This window comes from Kocuria sp. CPCC 205297, assembly GCF_040981035.1.
Classification (GTDB): domain Bacteria; phylum Actinomycetota; class Actinomycetes; order Actinomycetales; family Micrococcaceae; genus Kocuria; species Kocuria marina.
On sequence record NZ_JAVKPY010000008.1, the window covers coordinates 45,465 to 67,966 of the forward strand.

A 22,502-nucleotide genomic window follows, 5' to 3' on the forward strand; every position below is an offset into this window, starting at 1 on the left:
GCTAGGATCGGAGTCGTGCGCGCCACACGAACGCCGCGCACGTCGCGGCCATCCGTACCGCGCCGCATCGTCGTCAGCCACCCGTGAAAGGACACGACAGTGACCACTCCGCAGGACATCCTGGCCACCCACGAGGTACGCCTCGAGACCAGCACCAAGCCCCTGGGCGCCTCCGCAGACGCCCTCGTGCTGGGGGTACGCCACGACGGCGAGCTCGCGGTACCGAGCGACGTCAAGGCGGGCGTGCGGCGTCGTCTGACGGAGCTCGCCGAACGGGCCCGGGTCTCCGGCGGGCTCGACCGCGTGCTCGTGGTGCCCGCCCCGGACGAGGTGGACGCGCGGTCCGTCGTGTTCACGGGACTGGGCCGTGGTGAGGACGACGAGCGTGGCGAGAACCTGCGCCAAGCGGCCGGTGCTGCGGCGCGGACCCTGCGCGGGGCGGCCGAAACCGCCGTGTTCGCGCTGCCCGTGGCCTCCGAGACCGAGGTCCAGGCCGTGGCCGAGGGGATCGGGCTGGGCGCGTTCAACTACGTCACACAGAAGTCCCGCACGGCCTCCGAGGCCGACGCCCCGCTGAGCGCGGCGACCGTGGTCGTACCCAAGAACCTCGGCAAGACCGCGAAGGACGCCGTCATCCGGGCCGCCCAGGTGGCGCGCGCCGTGCGCCTGACGCGCACCCTCGTGGACCTCTCCCCCGACACCGCGACCCCCGAGTTCGTCGCGGCCGTGGCGACCACCGCCGCGAAGGGCACGAAGGTCTCGGTCGAGGTGCTCGCCGAGAAGGAGCTGGCCCGCGGCGGTTACGGCGGCCTGCTGGGCGTGGGGCGGGGCTCCGTGAACGGGCCGCGCCTGGTCAAGCTGCAGTGGTCCCCGGCCCGCCCCAAGAAGCACGTGGCGCTCGTGGGCAAGGGCATTACGTTCGACTCCGGCGGCCTGTCGTTGAAGCCGCCGGCCTCGATGATGACCATGAAGTCGGACATGGCCGGTGCCGCCGCGGTGCTCAGCACCGTCCTCGCGGCCGCTGCGCTCCAGTTGCCCGTGACCGTGACGGGCTGGCTGTGCCTCGCCGAAAACCTGCCCTCCGGCTCCGCGACCCGTCCGGGTGACGTGTTGAGCATGTTCAGCGGTCACACCGTGGAGGTGTTGAACACGGACGCCGAGGGCCGCCTGGTGCTCGCGGACGGGCTGTGGGCCGCGGGCCAGGAGAACCCGGACCTGTTGCTGGACATCGCGACCCTGACGGGCGCGCAGATGGCCGCGCTCGGCGTGCGTACCGCGGGCATCATGGGCGACGACGCCGCTCGCGAACGTGTCGTGCGCGCCGCTTCCCGCGCGGGCGAACCCGCGTGGCCCATGCCGCTGCCCGAGCACCTGCGTCCGTCCCTCGACTCGTTCGTGGCGGACCTGAAGAACATGGGCGACAAGTACGGCGGGATGCTCGTGGCCGGGCTGTTCCTGCGGGAGTTCGTCCCCGAGCAGCGTGGCCGGCGGATCCCGTGGGCGCACATCGACATCGCGGGCCCCTCCTTCAACGAGTCGCAGCCCTGGGGGTACACCCCCAAGGAGGGGACCGGCTTCGGGGTGCGCACCATGCTCGCGGTGGCCCAGGACCTCGCCGAGTAGGCTTCCCCCGATCGTGCGCCACGCTGCGGGGGTCCGCCGGGATGCAATGTCTGGTGAGCCCCCCGGGGTGGCGTTAGGCTGGACCCCAACCGTGACCGCCCCACACACACCCAGGATCGGGACCCGGGCGGGCATCAGAAACCAAGAACTCGAACCCCGAGGGAGCCAACGTGGCCGACAACCAATACGACATTCTGGTCCTGGGCGGAGGATCCGCCGGGTACTCCGCCGCACTGCGCGCGGTGCAGCTGGGTTACAGCGTGGCGCTGATCGAGAAGGAGAAGCTGGGAGGTACGTGCCTGCACTGGGGTTGCATCCCCACCAAGGCGTACCTGCACTCGGCCGAACTCGCCGAAGGCGCCCGGGAGTCGGAGAAGTACGGCATCAAGGCCTCCCTCGAGTCCATCGACATGGCGGCCGTACGCGAGTACAAGAACAAGGTCGTGCAGGGCAAGTACAAGGGTCTCACCGGGCTCATGAAGATGCGCAAGGTGGACGTGATCCAGGGCAACGGCAAGCTCACCGGCCCCAACACCATCGACGTGGACGGCACCACCTACACGGGTGAGCACATCATCCTGGCCACTGGTTCCTTCTCCAAGACCCTGGGCATCGAGATCGGCGGCCGCGTGATGACCTCCACCGAGGCCCTCGAGATCGACTTCGTGCCCAAGTCCGCGATCGTGCTGGGCGGCGGCGTGATCGGCTGCGAGTTCGCCTCCATGTGGCGCTCCTTCGGCGTGGACGTGACCGTGATCGAGGGTCTGCCCCACCTCGTGGCCAACGAGGACCCGGCCATCGTGAAGATCGCTGAGCGCGAGTTCAAGAAGCGCGGCATCAAGTACAACCTGGGCACGTTCTTCGAGAAGGTCGAGCAGAACGACGACGGCGCCAAGGTCACCCTCGCGGACGGCAAGGAATTCGAGGCCGAGATCGTGCTGGTGGCCGTGGGCCGCGGCCCCAACACCGAGGGCATGGGCTTCGAGGACCAGGGCATCCCCATGGACCGCGGTTTCGTGACCCCCGACGAGCGCCTGCACACGGGCGTGGCCAACATCTACGCGATCGGTGACATCGTCCCCGGCGTGCAGCTCGCCCATCGCGGCTACCAGCAGGGCCGCTTCGTGGCCGAGGAGATCGCCGGGCTCAACCCCGTGGTGGTCCCGGACATCAATGTCCCCAAGGTCACGTTCACCGAGCCCGAGATCGCCTCCGTGGGCTACTCCCAGCCCAAGGCGGAGGAGAAGTTCGGCAAGGACAACGTGGAGACTTTCGAGTACAACCTCGCTGGCAACGGCAAGAGCTCCATCCTGGGCACCGGCGGCATCATCAAGCTGGTGCGCGAGAAGGACGGACCCATCGTGGGGTTCCACGCGATCGGGACCCGCATCAGTGAGCAGATCGGTGAAGGCCAGCTCATGGTGAACTGGGAGGCCTACCCCGAGGACGTGGCGGCATTCGTCCACGCCCACCCGACCCAGAACGAGGCCATCGGTGAGGCAGCGATGGCATTGGCCGGCACTCCGCTGCACGGCTGATCCACTGCACCGGGTGCCCGCCCCACGGGGTGGGCACCCGGCCCCTCACCACCCCGGGACCGCACGGACCCGGGACACGTTGCACATTTTCCGATCTTTAGAGAGGGACGGACGACACAATGTCTGAAACCGTTAACCTGCCCGCGCTGGGCGAGTCTGTCACCGAAGGAACCGTGACCCGCTGGTTGAAACAGGTGGGCGACGAGGTGGCCGTGGACGAGCCCTTACTCGAGGTCTCCACCGACAAGGTCGACACCGAGGTCCCCTCCCCCGTGGCCGGCGTCGTCGAGAAGATCCTGGTCGACGAGGACGAGGACGTGGAGGTCGGTGCCCCGCTGGTCGTCATCGGTGACGGCTCCGGTTCGGGTTCCGATGACTCCTCGGACGCTTCCGCCGAGGAGGTCGAGGACGCCGCGACCGAAGCCGACTCCGGTGAGAACACCGAACAGGCCGCGGAGACCGAGACCGAGCAGGCCCCCCAGGCCGACACCAAGCAGTCCTCGGGCAACTCCGTGGAGGTCACCCTGCCCGCGCTGGGTGAGTCCGTGACCGAAGGCACCGTGACCCGCTGGCTCAAGGAGGTCGGCGAGCAGATTGAGGTCGACGAGCCCCTGCTGGAGGTTTCCACCGACAAGGTCGACACCGAGGTCCCCTCCCCCGTGGCCGGGACCCTGCTGGAGATCAAGGTCCAGGAGGACGAGGACGCCGAGGTCGGCCAGGTCCTGGCGATCGTGGGCGACGAGTCCGCCGCCGGCTCCGGTGACTCCGACTCCGACTCCGACAACGGTTCCTCCGACGAGTCGGGTGAGACCAAGGCCGAGCAGCTCGAGGACGCCGCGACCGAAGCCGACTCCGGTGAGAACACCGAACAGGCCGCCGAGGCCAAGGCTCCCCAGAAGAGCTCCGGCTCCGAGGAGAAGCCCACTCCCGCCAAGCAGTCCGAGTCCGGTGCGTCCTCCGATTCCGGTGCCAAGTCCTCGGACTCCGGCGCCAAGGACGTCCCCGGCTACGTGACCCCGCTAGTGCGCAAGCTGGCCCGTGAGAAGGACGTGGACCTGTCCACGATCACCGGCACGGGTGTGGGTGGGCGCATCCGCAAGCAGGACGTGCTCGCCGCCGCAGAGGAGGCCGCCAAGCAGTCCGAGGCTCCCCAGGTCCAGGACACCGGCGCCAACATGGCACCGGCCGTGTCCCGCCAGGGCTCCGAGGCCCAGCCGGCCTCCACCCCCGCGCCGGACGCCAAGCGCGGCACCACGGAGAAGGCCCCCCGGATCCGGATGACCATCGCCAAGCGCATGCGCGAGTCCCTGGACGTCTCCGCCCAGCTCACGCAGGTGACCGAGGTGGACATGACCCGCGTGGCCCAGCTGCGTCAGAAGGCCAAGGACCAGTTCCAGAAGCGCGAGGGCGCCAAGCTCACGTTCATGCCGTTCTTCGCCAAGGCCGTGGCCGAAGCATTGCAGGCGCACCCCGTGCTCAACGCCACGTTCAAGGAAGAGTCCAAGGAGATCGTCTACAACGCCTCCGAGGACATCGCGATCGCGGTGGACACCCCCCGCGGGTTGCTTGTGCCGGTCGTCAAGAACGCCGGTGACCTGAACCTGGGTGGTCTGGCCAAGCAGATCGCGGAAGTGGGTGCCGCCGCCAAGGACGGTTCCATCTCCCCGGATCAGCTGACCGGTGGGACCTTCACCATCACGAACATCGGTTCCTTCGGTGCTCTGTTCGACACGCCCATCATCAACCAGCCGCAGGTCGCCATCCTGGGCACGGGCACGATCGTCAAGCGCCCCATGGTGCTCACGGACGCGGACGGCAACGACACCATCGCCATCCGCCACATGTGCTACCTGTCCCTGACCTACGACCACCGTCTCGTGGACGGCGCGGACGCCGGCCGGTTCCTGGGCACGCTCAAGAAGCGCCTGGAAGCGGGTCAGTTCGAGTCGGAGGTCGGCCTGTAAGGGTTGCCCCGTGACCCACCGCGGTCAACCGTTCGGTTGATATCCCGGCCGCCGGGATGTGTTCTGGATCACTCAGGACGCATCCCGGCGGTTTCGCGTGACGGGGCTCCGATAGGCTCGAATCATGTCTTTTCTCTTCAGCCTCATGTTGTTCCTCCACTTCCTCGGTCTGGCCGTCATCATCGGCACGTGGCTCTTCACCATGAAGCGCCCCACCGTCACGTCCGGTCAGTTCTGGGCCGCGATCGTGATGCTGCTGACCGGTCTGGTCATGGTGGTCTTCCGCGAGATGCAGGACGGTTTCGCGGTCAACCGCATGAAGATCGGCGTCAAGCTGATCATCCTGCTCGTCGTGGCCGTCGCGGCGTTCATCGGGATGCGCAAGACCAAGCGTGGTGAGCCCGTATCCACCGGGCTGGCCCACGCGGTCGGCGGTCTGGCCGTGATCAATGCCGCCGTCGCCGTGTTCTGGTGAGCCACCCGCTTCCCTGAACGTCCCCCGTTCCCACCGCACGCCCCGGTGCCGCGCGTTCCCGTGGGTCGCGACGGCACAGGGGCTTTGCGTTGCGCGGGGGCCGTCATGGGCCGCCTCTCACGGGGCGGCCTCGACCGGTGTGACGTCGGCGAGCCGCCACCCCTGCGGGGTGTGGGTCACCGAGATCCGCAGGGTCTGCAGGGCCTCGTCCCCCTGCCGGGTCACGTGGGAGCCCGTGGGTAACTCGCCGTGCCAGCCCCGCGTCCGGACCTCGGCGTCGTAGGTGCGAGTGCGGGCCGCCTCGGCGGGCGTGAGACCCGACCCGGCGCGGGGCCGCTGTTCGGTCAACCGGGCGACGTCCATGCTCACACTGGACAAGGCCGTGAATCCCGATCCCGAGGTGTCCTGGGCCTTCGCGCGCCGGATCAGGTCCCGATCCCGCGCGGCGAGTCCCGAATCCCCGACGTACACTTCCGCGACGGCCGTCTCGTCCCCGGCCGCGAGCGCCGCCGCGCGGGCGGACACAAGGCCTTCGACGGCCCTTCGCGCCTCACCGTCCTTGTCCTGCATGGTCTCTCCTGGCGCGGTGGCCGATCGCTCGGTGGCTTCCCTGGACGCCCCCGCAGCGTCCGGCACGGGGGTCGCCCCAGGGGACCGCGAGCTCGTTCCGGAGGGTGTCCCGGCGGCCGCATCCGGGGGCGAGGACGCCGTCCCCGCCTCGGCTGCCGACGTCGCACCGGATTCGGCGGGCCTGGCGACGGGCCCGCCAGCGTCCCACGCGAGGAATCGCCACGCCAGGGCCGCTGCACCCAGGACTCCGGCGGCCGCGAGCCACGCCCTGCGCCGCACGGACGTGTCCACCCCGGCCACGGCGACGCCGCCCGGGCTCATCCGAATCCGACGCGGGGGAACGAGCCGACGGGGAACGGGGCGCAGGGGCATGAGGCGGCGGGGCCGCACCAGGGTGCCGTCCGCGCGGATGACCTCCGGGGTCATGCGTTCGGGTGGCCGGCCGACCGGTTTGCTCCGCGGTGCGGAGGCCGAGAAACCCGCGGCGAGTTCCTGCGCGGAGGGGCGCGCGGCGGGGTCGTCAGCCAGGGCGGCTTCGAGCATCAGCACGAGGTGACGCGGCGCGGCGGGACACATGAGCGTCAATGGCACCCGGTGCGACTCGGGGCCGGGGTGGCGGCCCGTGAGCGCGAGCCACCCCAGCACGCCCAGGGCATGCACGTCCTGCACCGCGGTGTATGCATCCTCCGCGGGGCCGAGCGCCACCCCGGGGTGCGTGGGCCGATCCGCGACACCCCATGGCACGGGCCCCACCGAGCTGCCCGCGGGAACGCCGTAGCCGTCCACGAGCGCGCGCTCGTCCAGCGTGAGGAGGACGTGATGCGCCGCGAGGTCCCCGTGCACCCAGCCACGTTCGTGCAGGTGCGAAAGCGCACGAGCGACCGCCGCGAGAACCGGCGCGGTGTCCTCCGGCCGCAACCGTCCCCGGTCGCGCATGGTGTCCTCAAGGGTCTTGCCGCGGACGTGGTCCGCCACGAGCGCCCGGGATGCGCCGTCCCCGCCGAGGGTCGCGCGCACGCTCACGAGCTCGGGATGCGGTGACTCCGCCCATGCCTCGACGAGGGCGGCGATCTGCTTCTCGCCGGCCCGCCGGTGTTCGCGGTCCTCGGTCACGACGAACGTGACGGTGTACTTCTCATGGGTCGTGCGTTCCCGGGCCAGCCACGTGCGGGACCCACCGCCCTCCCCGAGCTTCTCCACGAGTTCGAGACCGTCGCGCTCGACCGTCTCGGCGGCCGGATCGCTCATCGACTCGGGCGACTCCGCACGGTCGGCGGGCTGCACACGGTGGGCGGGTACCGAATGGCCGGCGGATACCGCACTAGCGGAGGGGGCCGCACCCGGGGACGCCGCGGCGTCGTCGTACCCCTCGCGGCCGTGACGACGCCGCTCACCCGCGCGCACGGCCCGCACGCGGTCCCGCGCGCTGTGCCCACGCGACGGCGCGGACGCGTCACGGGTCCTGGACGGCGCCTCGAGCTGCTCCGGTTCCTGCTCTGCGTTCATGACCCCACTGTGCCGTGAAACACGGCGGCCCGCTCACGTTATCCACAGACGGGCGGAAGGGATAGGCTGGCGGAATGGCTCTGCACTTCGAACGCATCGGTCTGGCACCGGACTTCGTGAACTACCGCGAGTGCTTGGACCTGCAGCGGGAGGTCCATGGCGAGGTCGTGGCCGGAACCCGCGGCAACACGGTGCTGATGGTGGAACACGAACCCGTCTACACCGCCGGGCGCCGCACCGAGAAGCACGAGTACCCGTGGGACGGCACGGACGTGGTCCCGATCGGCCGGGGCGGGAAACTGACCTACCACGGCCCCGGGATGCTCGTGGGGTATCCCATCGTGCGCTTGCCGATCCCCTTGGACGTGGTGCGCTTCGTACGTGTCCTGGAAGAGGTCATCATCGCCGTGGTCCGCGACTTCGGCGTGCCCGCGACCACCGTGGAGGGCCGGTCCGGTGCGTGGGTGCTCGCGGACGAGCGGGGCCCCGATCGCAAGATCTCGGCAATCGGTGTGCAGGTCTCCAAGCGTGCGACGATGCATGGTTTCGCCTTGAACTGCTCGAACGACCTGCGCCCGTTCGGCAAGATCATCCCGTGCGGGATCACGGACGCTGGCGTGACCTCGATCAGCCAGGAGACCGGGAATCGGATCGACCCGGCGGACGTTGTGCAGCGTATGGAGCAGGAACTCGCGGCCCGTGAGGCGGACCTGTGCGTCGCCTTCGAACCCGATGTCCCGGCACCGCCCGTGCGACTGCCGCACACGGGTGACTCCCGAGCGAGGGACGCCTCACCCACCGCGGTGTCCTGACCGGGCCACAGCCACCGCACGAATCGCGGATCGTCGAGAACAGACCCCTGAGAACGGCCCGTACCGCTCATCCGCGTGGACGGGCCCCGCCAGCGCCACCAGCGAGGAGTACTCATGACCATCGCCCCCGAAGGCCGCAAACTGCTGCGCGTCGAGGCACGCAACGCCGAGGTGCCCATCGAGAAGAAGCCCTCGTGGTTGAAGAACACCGCCAAGATGGGACCCCAGTTCACGGAACTGAAGTCCATGGCCAGGGGTCGCGGGCTGCACACGGTGTGCGAGGAAGCCGGGTGTCCCAACATCTACGAGTGCTGGGAGGACCGTGAGGCCACGTTCCTGATCGGCGGGGACACGTGCACGCGCCGCTGCGACTTCTGCGACATCGCCACGGGCAAGCCGGGCATGGTGGACGTCGCCGAGCCTCGCAAGGTCGCCGAGTCCGTGCGTGACCTGGGACTGCGCTACGCGACCGTGACCTCGGTGGCCCGTGACGACCTCGCGGACGGCGGCGCATGGCTCAACGCCGAGACCATTCGCGCGATCCACGCCCTGAACCCGAGCACGGGTGTGGAGATCCTGATCCCCGACTTCAAGGGTCAGCCGGACGCCCTGCAGCAGGTCATCGACGCACAGCCCGAGGTCTTCGCGCACAACCTGGAGACCGTCCCCCGCATCTTCCGCCAGATCCGTCCCGCGTTCGCGTACGAACGGTCCCTGGACGTGCTGACGCAGGGCAAGGAGAACGGGATGATCGTGAAGTCCAACCTGATCCTGGGAATGGGCGAGACCGACGACGAGGTCTACGACGCCCTGTGCGACCTGCACGACGCCGGGTGCGACATCATCACGCTCACCCAGTACCTGCGCCCCGGGCCCACGTTCCACCCCATCGACCGGTGGGTCAAGCCCGAGACCTTCGTGGAGCTGTCCAAGCAGGCCGAGGAGATCGGCTTCCTGGGCGTGATGGCAGGGCCCATGGTGCGTTCCAGCTACCGCGCGGGCAAGCTGTGGGCACGCGCCATGAAGAAGATGGGCCGCGAGATCCCCGAGCACCTGTCCCACATCGACGATTCGGGTTCCGCGAGCCAGGAAGCCTCCTCCCTGTTGGCCCGCCTGGGCTGACGCCCGCATCAACACCGCTCCGCGGACGACGCCGCCCACTTCCGGGCGGCGTCGTCCGTTCCGGGTGCCGCGCGGCACCCGGGAGGGCTTCCCTACGGACGAGACGCCGCGTCGTCGGGCCTCAGCGGATAGAATGGCGGAGATCCCCTGTGTCAGCGAGTGCGAGGAAGAACTGTGTCACCAGCCACGTCCACCAAGGCCAAGGCCGCCGAACGCGACCGTAAGCGCGAGGAGAAGCGCCAGCGCAAGGCCGCCAAGGGCCCGGGCATCTTCGCGCAGATGAAGCAGGTCTTCCAGATGACTCGCGAGCGCGAGCCGAACATCCTGTGGTGGATGATCCTGCTCGGCCTAGGCGTGCTGCTCGTGTTCCTGCTCATCGGTGTGCTACTCAACAACTGGATCACGTGGTTGCTCATCGGTATCCCGTTCGCGGTGCTCGCCGCCGTGATCCTGCTGTCACGGCGGGCCGAGAAAGCCGCATTCTCGCGCATTGAGGGACAACCCGGTGCCGCGGGGGCCGCGCTGTCCACCCTCAAACGCGGGTGGATCGTGGAGGAGGAACCCGCCGCGATGGATCCCAAGTCCAAGGACCTGCTGTTCCGCGCCGTGGGCCGCCCCGGTGTCGTGTTCATCACCGAGGGCCCGGTCAACCGCGTGGACAAGCTCGTGAAGAAGGAACGCCGCCGCATCGGCCCGGTGATCCAGAACGTCCCCATCCACGTGCTCAAGTCCGGCAACGGCGAGAACCAGATCCCCCTGAGCAAGCTCACCAAGGAGATGAAGCGCCTGGAGAACAGGCTCACCAAGCAAGAAGTTCAGGTGGTCCACCGCCGGATGAACACCCTGAAGAACAAGCTGCCGATCCCCAAGGGCGTGGATCCCATGCGTGCGCGCCCAGATCGTAAGTCCATGCGCGGTCGCTGAACCAGCGCCCGCGGGCCGTGGGGCGATCCTGCTGATCAGCGCACGCGCACCAGGACGGTGTCGACCGCGCGATCGTGCAGACCCCGTTGGTCCTCGTCCGCGATCAGCGCGGGGATCACCAGACACAACAGCAGCGTGCGAAGGGCCGCTCTGCCGAGGCCGGCGGGGCGGCCCTTCATCGTCTGGACCTGCAACCCCATGATCCAGTGCCCCGGGGTGCGCCCGAAGAACCCGACCATGAGCACGCTGATCACGAAGAACACCACGAGGTTCATCAGCCCCGACCCGTTCCACTGCGCCAGGAACAGCCCCGCGAGAACCACCGCAAGCACCCAGTCGATCACCAGGGCCACCAGGCGCGCAGGGAAGCGAGCGATCGAGCCCGGCCCCTCAGCGGGGCGACCCAGACGACGACCGGGGTACGGCTGGCTTCCCTGGGGGGCGCCGTCGAGCCACGCGCCCATGTCCTGGCGAGAAATCATGACTTCACCCTAACGGGCCGACGTGGGAGCTCGCGCACCCGCCGGTAGACTGGGGCTCGTACTGACCGGTCGGCGAGCCCTCCGTGCATCACGCTCCGGGCGTTACACGGACGAAACATTCGTGTCATGGACGGGCAACGCCAGGTTCCTACGCTGGACATCAGAACCGAACGACCGCGGTGGTCTCTGCCACCGCGGCCTCGATCGGACGCCCACACAGAAGGAGAACAGGTCCATGTTCCAATCAGCCGAAGAAGTGCTCGCGTTCCTCAAGGACGAAGAGGTCATCTTCGTCGATCTGCGTTTCACGGACATGCCCGGTGTGCAGCAGCACTTCAACCTCCCGGCCAAGGCGGTGGACGAGGACTTCTTCACGGACGGGCAGTTGTTCGACGGTTCCTCCATCCGTGGTTTCCAGGGCATCGCCGAGTCCGATATGCAGCTGATCCCGGACCCCCAGTCCGCGTTCGTGGACCCCTTCCGGCTCGAGAAGACGCTCGTGGTCACGTGCTCGATCGTGAACCCGCGCACCGGCGAGCCCTACCACCGCGACCCGCGCGGTGTGGCCGAGCGCGCCGAGGCGTACCTGGCCTCCACCGGTATCGCGGACACCGCGAACTTCGCGTCCGAGGCCGAGTTCTTCGTCTTCGAGGACGCCCGCTTCCAGGTCTCCCCCGAGCACACCTTCTACCGGATCGACTCGGACGAAGCCTCCTGGAACAGCGGCCGTGAGGAAGAGGGCGGCAACCTCGCGAACAAGACCCCCGTGAAGGGCGGCTACTTCCCCGTGTCCCCCGTGGACAAGCAGGCGGACCTGCGCGACGCCATGTGCGTGGCCCTGGACGAGGTGGGCCTTGAGGTCGAGCGCTCCCACCACGAGGTCGGTGCCGCGGGTCAGGCGGAGATCAACTACAAGTTCTCCACGCTGACCGCCGCCGCGGACGACCTGCTCAAGTTCAAGTACGTGATCAAAAACACCGCGGACTCGTTCGGCAAGACCGTCACGTTCATGCCCAAGCCCGTCTTCAACGACAACGGCTCGGGGATGCACTGCCACCAGTCGCTGTGGAAGGGTGGGGAGCCGCTGTTCTACGACGAGAAGGGTTATGCGGGCCTGTCGGACGTGGCACGCTGGTACATCGGCGGCCTGCTGGAGCACTCCTCCGCGGTGCTCGCGTTCACCAACCCCACCGTGAACTCCTACCGCCGCCTGGTCAAGGGCTTCGAGGCCCCCGTGAACATGGTCTACTCGCAGGGCAACCGCTCCGCGGGCATCCGGATCCCCATCACGGGCACCAACCCCAAGGCCAAGCGCCTGGAGTTCCGCGCCCCGGACCCCTCGTGCAACCCGTACCTCGCGTTCGCCGCGCAGCTGATGGCCGGGCTGGACGGGATCCGCAACCGCATCGAGCCGGCGGACCCCATCGACAAGGACCTCTACGAGCTGCCCCCGGAGGAGGCCAAGGACATCAAGAAGGCCCCGGGCACCCTGTCGGAGGCGCTCGAGGCCCTCGAGGCGGACCACGAGTTCCTGCTCGCCGGTGACGTGTTCACCGAAGACCTGATCGAGACCTGGATCGAGTACAAGCGTGAGGTCGAGCTCAAGCCGCTCTCTGTGGTCCCCCACCCGCTGGAGTTCCAGATGTACTTCGGCGTCTGATTCCCCACTCCATACCAACGCGGCCCCGCTCCTCGTGAGCGGGGCCGCGTTCGCGTCACAGCACGGGCGACGTCGCCCGCTCGCCACGTGGGGACCGCGCCACACGCCGGGTGGCCGGGTCCAGTAGCCACAGGTAGATGCCGTACGTCAGGGCCACGAGCGCGGCGATGACCCGCGCCGCGAAGAGGTTCAGGTCCAGGTAGGGGAACACGTCCAGCTGGTCCGCCACGGCGTAGACCATGAAGAACGCGGTCACGAAGAACAGCACGTCCACCTGCCAGTCGTCGCGGATCCCGGAGATCGCGAACAACGGGATGAGCCACACCACGTACCATGCCTGGATGATGGGGGCCAGCAGCACGAACGCGGCGAGCGCCCACGCGAGCCGGCGGAACAGTTTGGCGTCCCGCCCCACGAACATCAGCACGACCACCACCGCGGCGGAGAGCACCGTCCCGGTCGTGTGCACGGCGTCCATCCACGCGGAGCCGTTGAACCCCCACGAGTTGCCCACGAGCTGCGCGAACAACCCCAGCAGTCCGATCGGCGCGTACCAGATGTACACGGTGCCCGGTGTGGAGACCGCGGAGACCCACCCGAAACCGAAGCCGTTGACGAATCCCATGAGCGCCAACAAGGCCACGGAGTAGGCCAGCGTGAGGGCCCAGATCGCGAACCGGCGCGGCCATGACGCACCGCGCCCGGCCCAGAGCAGGCCCACGAACGGCAGGAAGATCAGTGTGATGGGCTTGATCGCCACCGACAGGGTCACGAGGGTCGTGCCCGCGATCCCACCCTTCCAGTTGCGGTGCATTGCCGCCACGTAGGTCCCTATCAGGGCCAGGGCCAGCATGATCGCGTCGTTGTGGGCGGCCACCACGAAGTTCGTGAGGAACAGCGGATTGGCCACCGATAGCCACATGGCCCGCCGCGGATTGACGCCGTGCAGCCGGGCCAGGCGCGGGATGACCCACATGCACGCGATCACGGACACCACGCACAAGGCCCGAAACAGCAGCACGGACGCGTCCGGGTCCGCACCGGTCACGAGGACCACGAGCTGTTCGAGCCACAGGAACACCGGGCCGTACGGCGGCGGGGATTCCGCCCATAACTGGTCCGCGCCCAGTTGGAAGAAGTTGTCGATCGTGGAGACCCCGGACTCGTACGGGTTCAACCCGTTCGCCATCACGCGGCCCTGCCCGATGTACGAGTACACATCCCGACTGAACAACGGGATGCTCACGAGCATGGGCGCCGCCCACGCCGCGATCGAGATCAGCACCCAGCGGGCGCTCTCCGGTCCCCACGGTCTGAGTTTCTGGCCCAGGCGCAGCCACTGCCGCACCAGGAGCATGGCTCCGAGGGCGAGCATCACGACCGAGACCACCACGCCCACGGTCTCGAAGCGCATCCACATGATCAGCGGGATGCGCCGCAGCGAGGACACGCTCGCGAGCCATCCCACGCCCAGGGAGCCGAACAGCAACATGAGCGAGCCCAGCGAGCCCATCACCACGGTGCGGGTCAATGACGCCGAGGCCGTTGCGTCCCGTCCCGGGGCTGCGTCCCGTCCGGTTCCGGGGAGCGTCGGGTGACGTTCCGTCCTGGACGTGATGCGCACTACGGGCCTCCCGGTGCTTCCGCGGTGGCCGCAGATGAGGGGTCTGGGAATCGTCCGCCGCGGCGCGCGGTGCGCGGGGGCGGCGTCGGGGTGATCCTACCGTGCGACGTCGTACGCCAACCGGATGCCCGGGGCGAGGCGGCGTCGCGGGGGTGCCCGCACGACGCGATACATTGGAGGGCGTGACGACTGCAAACCGGAGAATAGTGTGGATCGACTGCGAGATGACGGGGCTGTCCCTGTCCGATGACGCGTTGATCGAGGTGGCCGCGCTCGTGACCGACGACGAGCTCAACGTGCTGGGCAGTGGCGTGGACGTGGTCATCAAACCCCCGCAGGCCGCGCTGGATCAGATGTCTTCTTTCGTGCGGAACATGCACGAGACATCCGGGCTGCTGCCGGAGCTCGAGAACGGCATGGACATGGCGCAGGCGCAGGACGCGGTGCTGGACTACATTCGCAAATGGGTCCCCGAACCGGGCAAGGCGCCGCTGGGTGGTAACTCCGTGGGGACGGACAAGACGTTCCTCACGCGGGACATGCCGCAACTCGTGGATCACCTGCACTACCGGGTCATCGACGTCTCCACGATCAAGGAGCTCGCGCGGCGCTGGTACCCGCGCGCGTACTTCCAGGCGCCCGAGAAGACGGGCAATCACCGTGCGCTCGGCGACATCGAGGACTCGATCGACGAGCTGCGATACTACCGCCACATCCTCTTCCCCGGCGATCCCGGTCCCACCTCCGACGACGCCCGCAAGATCGCCGCGCTCATCAAGGCCTCCCCGACCCGCTCGGGTTCCTGACCGGGGCCTGACGCGTTCAGGCGCTCGATGCGGGAATCCGCCCGGGCATGCGCTATAGTGGTCGTCGTTGCCCGGAGGGATCGAACGGTTCTTCCGCGGGTTCAATGGTGGGCGTAGCTCAGTCGGCAGAGCGCCTGGTTGTGGTCCAGGAGGTCGCGGGTTCAACCCCCGTCGCTCACCCCATGCACGAGGTGCGAACATCGATCGGTGTACCGGTCGGGGTTCGTACCTCGTTCTCGTTGGCGGGCCAGTCCTGCATGACCTCGACCGCCCGCTTCCCAGCGGCTCGTCCGGCCTGACCACTCCCACCGCTGCGGCCATCCCCGCCACCCCGACCGCCCGCGCCCGCCATCCAAATGCACAGCGGAGAAAAACAGCCTGGCGCGCGAATATCTGTTCTACCTCAGTAAAAGCACAGCCGGGGGTGCTCCTATGTTCTGAGTCAAACCGCGAGGGTGGTTGGTTCGGGGCTGGGGGTAGGTGCCATTGCGGAGCATCGCGTAGATGACGTTGCAGCGACGGCGGGCGAGGCAGATGACGGCGGCGTGGTGTCGGTTTCTCTCGGCGCGCTTCCGGTCGTAGTAGGCCTTGGAGATCGGATCTGAGTCCGAGGCGACCCACGCGGAGTGGAACAGCGCGTTCTTCAGGCGTTTGTTGCCGGATCAGGCGGGGAACTCGCTCCTGATCGAGATCCCTGATTTTCGCGTGACCGGCGCGACGCCGGCGCAGGCTGCGAGATGGCCTGCGTCTCGAATGCGGAGCCATTGCCGATGGCCAGGAGGATCTGGGCGGCGGTCTTGATGCCGATCCCCGGCATGCTCATCAAGACCCCGGCGAGAGAGAAGTCCTCCAGCATAGCCTCGACCCCTCCGGCTACGGTCGCGCGTTGTTCCTTCAGCTCCTTGACCTGCCCGGCCACCCTCGGGATCACCAACTCCACGGCCGCGGTCGCTGGAACGACCACGGTCTGCTCGCTGAACGCCGTGAAGAGCCGATCGACCAGCACCTCCGGGTCAGCGGGATGGATCTGTGTGAGCAGAGACCGGATCCGGTTCAGTGCCCGGGTGGTCTCGTGGGCGAGGTCCGCGGCCGTTCGCATCGCCAACCCGGGTAGGTAGGCCACCGCGCAGCCGACGTCGCGAGCGACTGCGATGGGCAGGGCTCCGATGGTGTTGGGCTGATCGACGACCATCAGCACGTCGCCGTGCTCCTGCAGGTGTGTGAAGAGGTCGCGCGGCTGGGCCTCGTCCTGCGGGAGGGGCTTGTCGAAGAGCCTGTTCCCCGTCGGGGTCCAGCGCGCAGGCATGATGCCCGGTATTCCCCACGTCCAGGCCGATCACGGCCGCGAATCCGGCGTTCATGATGTCGTCCTCATTGAACGCATCACTGCTGGTCGCAGTCTTGAGACCCGATGCCGGCACCCACGTTACGAAGAGACCTCAGAGAAGCTGGGCCGTGTCCCTATGAGCGGTCAATGCGTGTCTCTCGACCGGGCGGCAACACCCCCGGACCATGGATGGCTGGGCAGACAAGCCATACCCCGTCGAGCACCAAACCCCCGGCGATCGGGGGTACTCACAACGTAACTGGCGGGCACCACGAAGCCCCTCCTACCTCCGAGCGCGCCGCGAGGTGGGAGGGGCTTCCTCCATCTTTCTTAGAACCGGAACGGAATGGGGATGGGCCCGCAGCAGCAGACACCGCTCACATCGCCGCGGCCCGCGGGGCCGAGCATGAGGGCCGCCCGGTAGCAGGCCACGAAACGGAGCATCGTGGGGATGATCCCTCGGATCACGCCGTACTGCGCAATAATGCCGCGCACCGCCGCGGAGCAGGACTGCCCGCCCCGTGCCACAAGGTGGGCGCACGTGAATCCTTTACGCGGTGAGAGGTGGCGCTGGTATCCGCGGATGAGACGATCGACCCCACGGCGGGGTGCACTGGCTACTCGAAGCAGTACGTCAGACAAGGGCGACCGGCTCCTCTTCCCATGAGCATGGCCGTGGTGTGCACAGGGTCATGGCTTGAGGACCACCTTGATGCAGCCGTCCTTCTTCTCCTGGAAGATCTTGTACATCTCCGGTGCGTCCTCCAAGGACACGTGGTGGGTGGCCAGTGACTCGAGGCCGAGGACGTCGTCCGGGCGGCTCGCGATCTCCAGCAGCTCATCGGTCCAGTGGCGCACGTGGCACTGGCCCATGCGCATGCTGATGCCCTTGTCGAACATCTCCATCATGGGCATGGGATCCGCCATTCCGCCGTACACGCCGGACACCGAGACCGTGCCCGCGCGGCGCACGCTGTGGATCGCGGTGTGCAACGCATCCAACCGGTCGATACCGGCCGTCTCGATGGCCTTGCGCCCGAGCGGCTTGGGCAGTCGCGCCGCGCCGGCGACGATCTTCTCCGCGATGGGGTTGCCGTGCGCTTCCATGCCCACGGCATCCAGGACGCCGTCGGGGCCGCGCCCGTCCGTCATGTCGACGAGCGTGTCGGAGACCTCGTCCACCTCACGCATGTCCACGGTCTCGATCCCCCAGCTCTTGGCCAGGGCGAGGCGCTCGTCCACACGGTCTACGGCGATGATTCGCTTGACGCCCTGCAGCTTGGCCGAACGCACCGCGAGCTGGCCCACGGGTCCGAGGCCCAGCACCGCGAGGGTGTCCTCCTCCCCCACGTTCGCGTACTTCACGCCCTGCCACGCGGTGGGCAGGATGTCGCTGAGGTAGAGGAAACGCTCGTCGTCGAAGTCCTTGGGCAGTTTCACGGGGCCGAAGTCCGCGTGCGGGACGCGCACCATTTCCGCCTGGCCTCCGGGGACCGACCCGTAGAGGGAGGAAAAACCGAACAGCGCGGCGCCCGTTCCCATCTCGCGGACCTGGGTGGTCTCGCACGCGGCGTACAGCCCGCGGTCGCACATCCAGCAGTGACCGCACGCGATCACGAACGGGACGACCACGCGGTCACCGGGTGCGAGGTTGCTGACCTCCGGTCCCACTTCTTCCACGATGCCCATGAACTCGTGACCCATCACGTAGTCCTTCTGCAGGTACGGGCCCAGCACGCCGTAGAGGTGCAGGTCCGAACCGCAGATCGCGGTGGACGTGACCCGCACGATGGCGTCGGTGGGGTCCTGCAGAATGGGATCCGGGACGTTTTCGACCCGGACGTCGCCGAGTCCTTGCCATGTGAGTGCTCGCATTCACCCAGTAAAGCACGATCACTCCGCCCGGGCACCACCCCTACAGGGGGGTCGAACCTGGGCGGCGCACCGCGTAGCGTGTCCCGTATGACCGCATCGCATCAGGTTGCCCTCGTGGCCGGAGCCTCCCGTGGACTGGGGCTGCTCGTGGCCAAGGAACTTCTCTCGCGTGCTTTCGACGTCGCCGTGTGCGCTCGCGACGCCGCCGAGCTGGCCCGCGCCCGCGAGATGCTGTCCCCGTTCGGCACGGTGCGCGACTACGTGTGCGACGTCGCCGAGGCGGACCAGGTCGAGGCCTTGGTGCGGGACGTGGAGCGTGATCTGGGACCGGTGGACGTGCTCATCACGGTCGCCGGGATTATCCAGGTGGGCTCGGTGGAGGGTGTCACGGTGGAGCAGTTTCGGGACGCCGTGACCACCATGACCATGGGTCCCGTGCACACCGCGCTCGCGGTGTTGCCCGGGATGCGCGAGCGTGGCCGCGGCCGGATCGGCACGATCGCGTCCGTGGGCGGACTGGTCTCCGTGCCGCACCTGTTGCCGTACTGCACGGCCAAGTTCGGCGCGGTGGGGTTCAGCGAGGGTCTCGCGGCGTCCCTGTCGGGGACCGGTGTCACCGCCACGAGCATCGACCCCGGCCTCATGCGCACGGGATCGCACGAGCGCGCCTACTTCACGGGCGAGTCGCAGAACGAGTACGCGTGGTTCGCGCCGTCCGCGTCCCTGCCGGTGTTGTCCATGAACGCCGACCGCGCGGCCCGCTCGATCGTGGACGGCGTTCTCGCGGGACGCCCGATCGTGCTGCTGGGGTGGTTGCCCAAGGTCGCCCAGCGGGTCCGGGGTATCGCCCCCGGGCTCACGATTCGCGCGTTGGGCGTGGTGAACCGGGTGCTCCCGTCCGCGTCCCCCCAGCAGACGGATCTCGTGGTGGGGGCCACCGCCAAGCAGCGCCTGGGATCCCGCGTGGTCAACGCCCTGAGCACGCTCGGCAGCAAGGCCGCACAGCGCAACAACGAGCGCTGAACGAACCGCGGTCGTCCGGCTCGCCGGTGCCGCCCCGTGCCGGACGACGGCGCGCGCGGTGGCGGCATGCAGCGGCAGCGCCCGGCGGCGTGGTTCGCGACGGCTGTGCAGCATGGCGTGACGCGCCCTCACCACCCGGGTCAGCGCCGTCGCACCCTCATCCCTCGGTACACGATGCCCAGCGCCAGCACGAGGACGCCGCCCGCCACGGACGCGATCGGGAGCGTGACCACGAGGACCACGCACAGCACCGTGCCCAGGACGGACACCGCGCGCGGGTAGCGGCGATGCGGCCCGGTCTGCGTGAGCGCACTGAGGTTGGCCACGAGGTAGTACAGCAGCACCCCGAACGACGAGAAGCCCACCACCCCGCGCACGTCCATGGTGAACACCGCGATCACGACCACCGCTGCCACCACGATTTCGATGCGGCGCGGGACGCCGTGGCGCTCGTCGAGCACGGCGAGGGGCGCGGGCAGATCCGCCGTGCGGGCCATGGCCAGGCCGGTCCGACCGATCCCCGCCGTGAGCCCCAGCAGCGCCCCGAGCGTGGCGGCAGCGGCCGCAATCGTGACCACAACCGTGGTCCACGGCCAGTCGGCGACCGCGGCGAGGTCCGCGAGCGGCGTCGTCGTACGGGACAGGGCCTCGGGACCGAGGACGTGCAGCGAGAGCACCGCGAGTACGCCGTAGATCACGAGGACCGCGCTCAGGGAGATGACGATGGCCCGAGGGATGATCCGGGCGGGATCGCGCACTTCCTCCCCCATGGTGGCGATGCGTGCGTACCCGGCGAAAGCGAAGAACAGGAGTCCCCCGGCTTGCAGGACGCCGTACGCCCCGCCCGGCGGTGCCGCACCGAAGGTTGATGCGGCGGGGCCGGACCCGGCGAAGAGCCCGGCCACGAGGACCACGGCCAGGCCCGCGAGCACGATACCCACGAGCACCTTGGTGGCCGAAGCAGTGCGCGTCACGCCGAAGCAGTTGACCGCGACCACACCGAGCACCGCGAGAGCAGCGACGGGCCGTTGCCAGGGCTCGGGGACCACATAGGCGGCGAACGTCATGGCCATGGCCGCGCAGCTCGCGGTCTTACCGGTGAGGAAACACCACCCGGCGAAGAACCCCGGCCAGGGGCCGAGGCGCTCGCGACCGTAGACGTAACTACCGCCGGCCACGGGGTACTGGGCGGCCAGCTGGGCCGAGGACAGTGCGTTGCACAGTGCGACGACCGCGGCCAGCACGAGGGCCAGCGGTAACCAGGCGCCCGCGGAGGCCGCAGCGGGGGCGAACACCACGAAAATGCCGGCGCCGATCATGGAACCGAGCCCGATGGTCACGGCGTCCGTCAGGCCAAGTCTGCGGTGCATGGCGGAAGGATTCGTCACGAGGCTCCCGGGTTTCACATCACGTACCCGTGACACACCAATGGGCGGGCCGCCTATCGCGTCCCGCCCACGGTGGTGTCATGTGCACTTGTCTGTCGTGGCTCTCGAAGGTGGCCTAGAAGACGGGTTTGCCGCCGGTCACACCGATCACTGTGCCGGAGACGTAGGACGCCTCCGCCGGGCTGGCCAGGAACACGAACGCCCCGGCCATCTCGGAGGGCTGTCCCGCGCGGCCGAGCGGGGTGTCCGACCCGAACTGAGGCATGCTCTCGCCGGCCTTGGTCGCGGGCTGCAACGGGGTCCAGATGGGTCCGGGGGCCACGGCGTTGACGCGGATCCCCTTCTCCCCCAGCTCGCTGGCCAGGTTGACCGTGAAGTTGTTGATCGCAGCCTTGGTGGAGGCGTAGTCGATCAAGTTCTCGGACGGGTCGTAGGCCTGGATGGAGCTCACGTTGATGATCGAGGAACCACTCTCAAGGTACTGCAGCGCCTGCTGGGAGACCCAGAACAGGGCGTACAGGTTGGTCTTGAAGACGCGGTCCATCTCCTCGGTCTTCAGACCCTGCAGACCGCCGTCACGGCGGGCCCACTGGAAGCCCGCGTTATTGACGAGGATGTCCAGGCCGCCGAGCTGCTCGGCGGCGTCGTCCACGACCTGACGGGCGGTGGCTTCCTCGCGCAGGTCCGCGGGCAGCAGGACGGCCTTGCGACCGGCCTTCTCGATCCACTGCTTGGTGTCCTGCGCGTCCGATTCCTCGTCCGAGAGGTAGTTGATGGCCACGTCCGCGCCCTCACGGGCGAACGCGATGGCCACCGCGCGGCCGATGCCGGAGTCGCCACCGGTCACGAGGGCCTTGAGACCCTCGAGGCGACCGCGGCCCACCCAGTTCTCCTCACCGTGGTCCGGGAAGGGCTGCATGCCCGTGGACAGGCCGGGCGGGGTCTGTTCCTGCTTGGGGAAACCGCCCTCTTCACCGGCGAGTTCCCGTGCTTTCCTGGCTGCTGCGTACTTGTCTTCGGTCATGTGTCCATTGTGCCCCGCCGTGCCCCGGGCTGTCGCGCACCCGAAAGGATGAAACCGCTGGTCGGTCCCGGATGACGCTGCGGGTCAGACCGCGGTTGTGCGCTGCTGCTGACCCGTGGGATCCATCCCGTGCTGGACGCCCCACAACACGGCCTGACTGCGTCGCTCCACGCCCATTTTGCGGTAGGCGGAACGGATGTAGGACTTCACCGAGTTGATGCTGAGGTAGCAGTGCCGGGCGATTTCGTCATTGGTGAACCCCTGGGTGATCAGCGCGATCACCTCCGCCTCACGCGCGGAGAGCCCCTCGGGCCGGCCGGGCCAGTCCGGCAAGGTGATGTCCTCCCGCACTGGTTCGGGGGCCACCACGCGCTCCCCCTCGTGCACGCGCACGAGGGCGTCCGCGAGTTCGTCCCCGGTGAGCTCCTTGGAGAGATAACCGTGTATGCCCAGATCGAGTGCTTCGTCAACGTGCTCGGCGCTCACGTGCCACGTGTACATCACGACCTTGAGGCAGTGGGGGTCATCCAGTAGGCGCATCACGTCATGGGTGCCACGGTCCTTCGCGGCGAACGCGTCATAGAGCACCAGGTCCGCGTCCGTGTGCGGCAGACACCCGGAATCGAGTTCCACGACCCGCAGGCGCGGATGACCCTGCAGCATACTCGCCACACCCTGGAGGACCACGGGATAGTCGTTGATCAGGGCCAGGGTGATGACAGGGCGTTCGGAACTCACACCCCGAGCATAATCGTATGC

General features: G+C 68.4%; 18 protein-coding genes, 1 tRNA gene and 1 pseudogene. 11 read left to right on the forward strand and 9 right to left on the reverse strand.

The window, feature by feature from the left end:
• The first annotated feature begins 99 nt into the window (after positions 1-99).
• From RF650_RS08895 to RF650_RS08910, 4 genes are all read left to right on the forward strand, one after another.
• Positions 100-1,623 (forward strand): leucyl aminopeptidase, encoded by a 1,524-nt coding sequence (locus RF650_RS08895; protein WP_368814706.1) that lies wholly within the window; start codon positions 100-102, stop codon positions 1,621-1,623.
• Positions 1,624-1,793: 170 nt separating this feature from the next.
• On the forward strand, positions 1,794-3,161 hold the full coding sequence (lpdA, locus tag RF650_RS08900; RefSeq protein ID WP_064845175.1) for a dihydrolipoyl dehydrogenase: 1,368 nt from the start codon (positions 1,794-1,796) through the stop codon (positions 3,159-3,161).
• A 119-nt stretch (positions 3,162-3,280) separates the two neighbouring features.
• Positions 3,281-5,125, forward strand: a complete 1,845-nt coding sequence (gene sucB / locus RF650_RS08905) for a 2-oxoglutarate dehydrogenase, E2 component, dihydrolipoamide succinyltransferase (protein WP_131333064.1) — start codon at positions 3,281-3,283, stop codon at positions 5,123-5,125.
• 124 nt (positions 5,126-5,249) lie between these two features.
• Complete coding sequence (locus tag RF650_RS08910; protein ID WP_368814707.1) at positions 5,250-5,600, forward strand: hypothetical protein; 351 nt, start codon at positions 5,250-5,252, stop codon at positions 5,598-5,600.
• A gap of 117 nt (positions 5,601-5,717) precedes the next feature.
• Here RF650_RS08910 and RF650_RS08915 read toward each other — a convergent pair whose 3' ends face one another.
• Positions 5,718-7,676 carry a serine/threonine protein kinase gene (locus RF650_RS08915; RefSeq protein WP_368814708.1) on the reverse strand — a complete coding sequence of 653 codons (1,959 nt, stop codon included), beginning with the start codon at positions 7,674-7,676 and terminating at the stop codon, positions 5,718-5,720.
• A gap of 74 nt (positions 7,677-7,750) precedes the next feature.
• Here RF650_RS08915 and lipB point away from each other — a divergent pair, with 74 nt between their 5' ends.
• The 3 genes from lipB to RF650_RS08930 all read left to right on the forward strand — a co-directional run bounded on the left by lipB (position 7,751) and on the right by RF650_RS08930 (position 10,534).
• Positions 7,751-8,488 (forward strand): lipoyl(octanoyl) transferase LipB, encoded by a 738-nt coding sequence (gene lipB, locus RF650_RS08920; protein WP_098054537.1) that lies wholly within the window; start codon positions 7,751-7,753, stop codon positions 8,486-8,488.
• A 114-nt stretch (positions 8,489-8,602) separates the two neighbouring features.
• On the forward strand, positions 8,603-9,610 hold the full coding sequence (lipA, locus tag RF650_RS08925; RefSeq protein ID WP_085105942.1) for a lipoyl synthase: 1,008 nt from the start codon (positions 8,603-8,605) through the stop codon (positions 9,608-9,610).
• A 174-nt stretch (positions 9,611-9,784) separates the two neighbouring features.
• Complete coding sequence (locus RF650_RS08930) at positions 9,785-10,534, forward strand: DUF4191 domain-containing protein (protein ID WP_368814709.1); 750 nt, start codon at positions 9,785-9,787, stop codon at positions 10,532-10,534.
• Between the two features lie 35 nt (positions 10,535-10,569).
• Here RF650_RS08930 and RF650_RS08935 read toward each other — a convergent pair whose 3' ends face one another.
• Positions 10,570-11,016, reverse strand: a complete 447-nt coding sequence (locus RF650_RS08935) for an RDD family protein (RefSeq protein ID WP_239320197.1) — start codon at positions 11,014-11,016, stop codon at positions 10,570-10,572.
• A 235-nt stretch (positions 11,017-11,251) separates the two neighbouring features.
• Between RF650_RS08935 and glnA the strand changes: the two genes are divergently transcribed.
• Positions 11,252-12,676 (forward strand): type I glutamate--ammonia ligase, encoded by a 1,425-nt coding sequence (gene glnA, locus RF650_RS08940; RefSeq protein WP_131333068.1) that lies wholly within the window; start codon positions 11,252-11,254, stop codon positions 12,674-12,676.
• A gap of 55 nt (positions 12,677-12,731) precedes the next feature.
• Here glnA and mptB read toward each other — a convergent pair whose 3' ends face one another.
• Positions 12,732-14,207 carry a polyprenol phosphomannose-dependent alpha 1,6 mannosyltransferase MptB gene (gene mptB / locus RF650_RS08945; RefSeq protein WP_368814710.1) on the reverse strand — a complete coding sequence of 492 codons (1,476 nt, stop codon included), beginning with the start codon at positions 14,205-14,207 and terminating at the stop codon, positions 12,732-12,734.
• A gap of 275 nt (positions 14,208-14,482) precedes the next feature.
• On the opposite strand from mptB, the gene orn reads away from it, so the two are divergent.
• Both orn and RF650_RS08955 read left to right on the forward strand, forming a co-directional pair.
• Positions 14,483-15,106, forward strand: coding sequence for an oligoribonuclease (orn, locus tag RF650_RS08950; protein WP_098054541.1), 624 nt, complete (start codon positions 14,483-14,485; stop codon positions 15,104-15,106).
• Positions 15,107-15,213: 107 nt separating this feature from the next.
• Positions 15,214-15,289: transfer RNA gene (locus tag RF650_RS08955), tRNA-His, on the forward strand.
• Between the two features lie 215 nt (positions 15,290-15,504).
• Here RF650_RS08955 and RF650_RS08960 read toward each other — a convergent pair.
• From RF650_RS08960 to RF650_RS08970, 3 genes and pseudogenes are all read right to left on the reverse strand, one after another.
• A pseudogene (locus tag RF650_RS08960) lies at positions 15,505-16,467 on the reverse strand (transposase).
• 296 nt (positions 16,468-16,763) lie between these two features.
• A complete protein-coding gene (gene yidD / locus RF650_RS08965) occupies positions 16,764-17,075 on the reverse strand; it encodes a membrane protein insertion efficiency factor YidD (RefSeq protein WP_242670432.1) in 312 nt (103 codons plus the stop codon).
• Positions 17,076-17,123: 48 nt separating this feature from the next.
• Positions 17,124-18,308, reverse strand: a complete 1,185-nt coding sequence (locus tag RF650_RS08970) for a zinc-dependent alcohol dehydrogenase (protein ID WP_239320224.1) — start codon at positions 18,306-18,308, stop codon at positions 17,124-17,126.
• A gap of 87 nt (positions 18,309-18,395) precedes the next feature.
• Here RF650_RS08970 and RF650_RS08975 point away from each other — a divergent pair, with 87 nt between their 5' ends.
• Positions 18,396-19,331 carry an SDR family NAD(P)-dependent oxidoreductase gene (locus RF650_RS08975; protein ID WP_368814711.1) on the forward strand — a complete coding sequence of 312 codons (936 nt, stop codon included), beginning with the start codon at positions 18,396-18,398 and terminating at the stop codon, positions 19,329-19,331.
• Positions 19,332-19,471: 140 nt separating this feature from the next.
• On the opposite strand, the gene RF650_RS08980 is transcribed toward RF650_RS08975, so the two are convergent.
• From RF650_RS08980 to RF650_RS08990, 3 genes are all read right to left on the reverse strand, one after another.
• Positions 19,472-20,719, reverse strand: a complete 1,248-nt coding sequence (locus tag RF650_RS08980) for an APC family permease (protein WP_368814712.1) — start codon at positions 20,717-20,719, stop codon at positions 19,472-19,474.
• A 115-nt stretch (positions 20,720-20,834) separates the two neighbouring features.
• A complete protein-coding gene (locus tag RF650_RS08985; protein WP_131333072.1) occupies positions 20,835-21,743 on the reverse strand; it encodes an SDR family oxidoreductase in 909 nt (302 codons plus the stop codon).
• A gap of 84 nt (positions 21,744-21,827) precedes the next feature.
• On the reverse strand, positions 21,828-22,481 hold the full coding sequence (locus tag RF650_RS08990) for a response regulator transcription factor (RefSeq protein WP_131333073.1): 654 nt from the start codon (positions 22,479-22,481) through the stop codon (positions 21,828-21,830).
• Between the last annotated feature and the right edge of the window lie 21 nt (positions 22,482-22,502).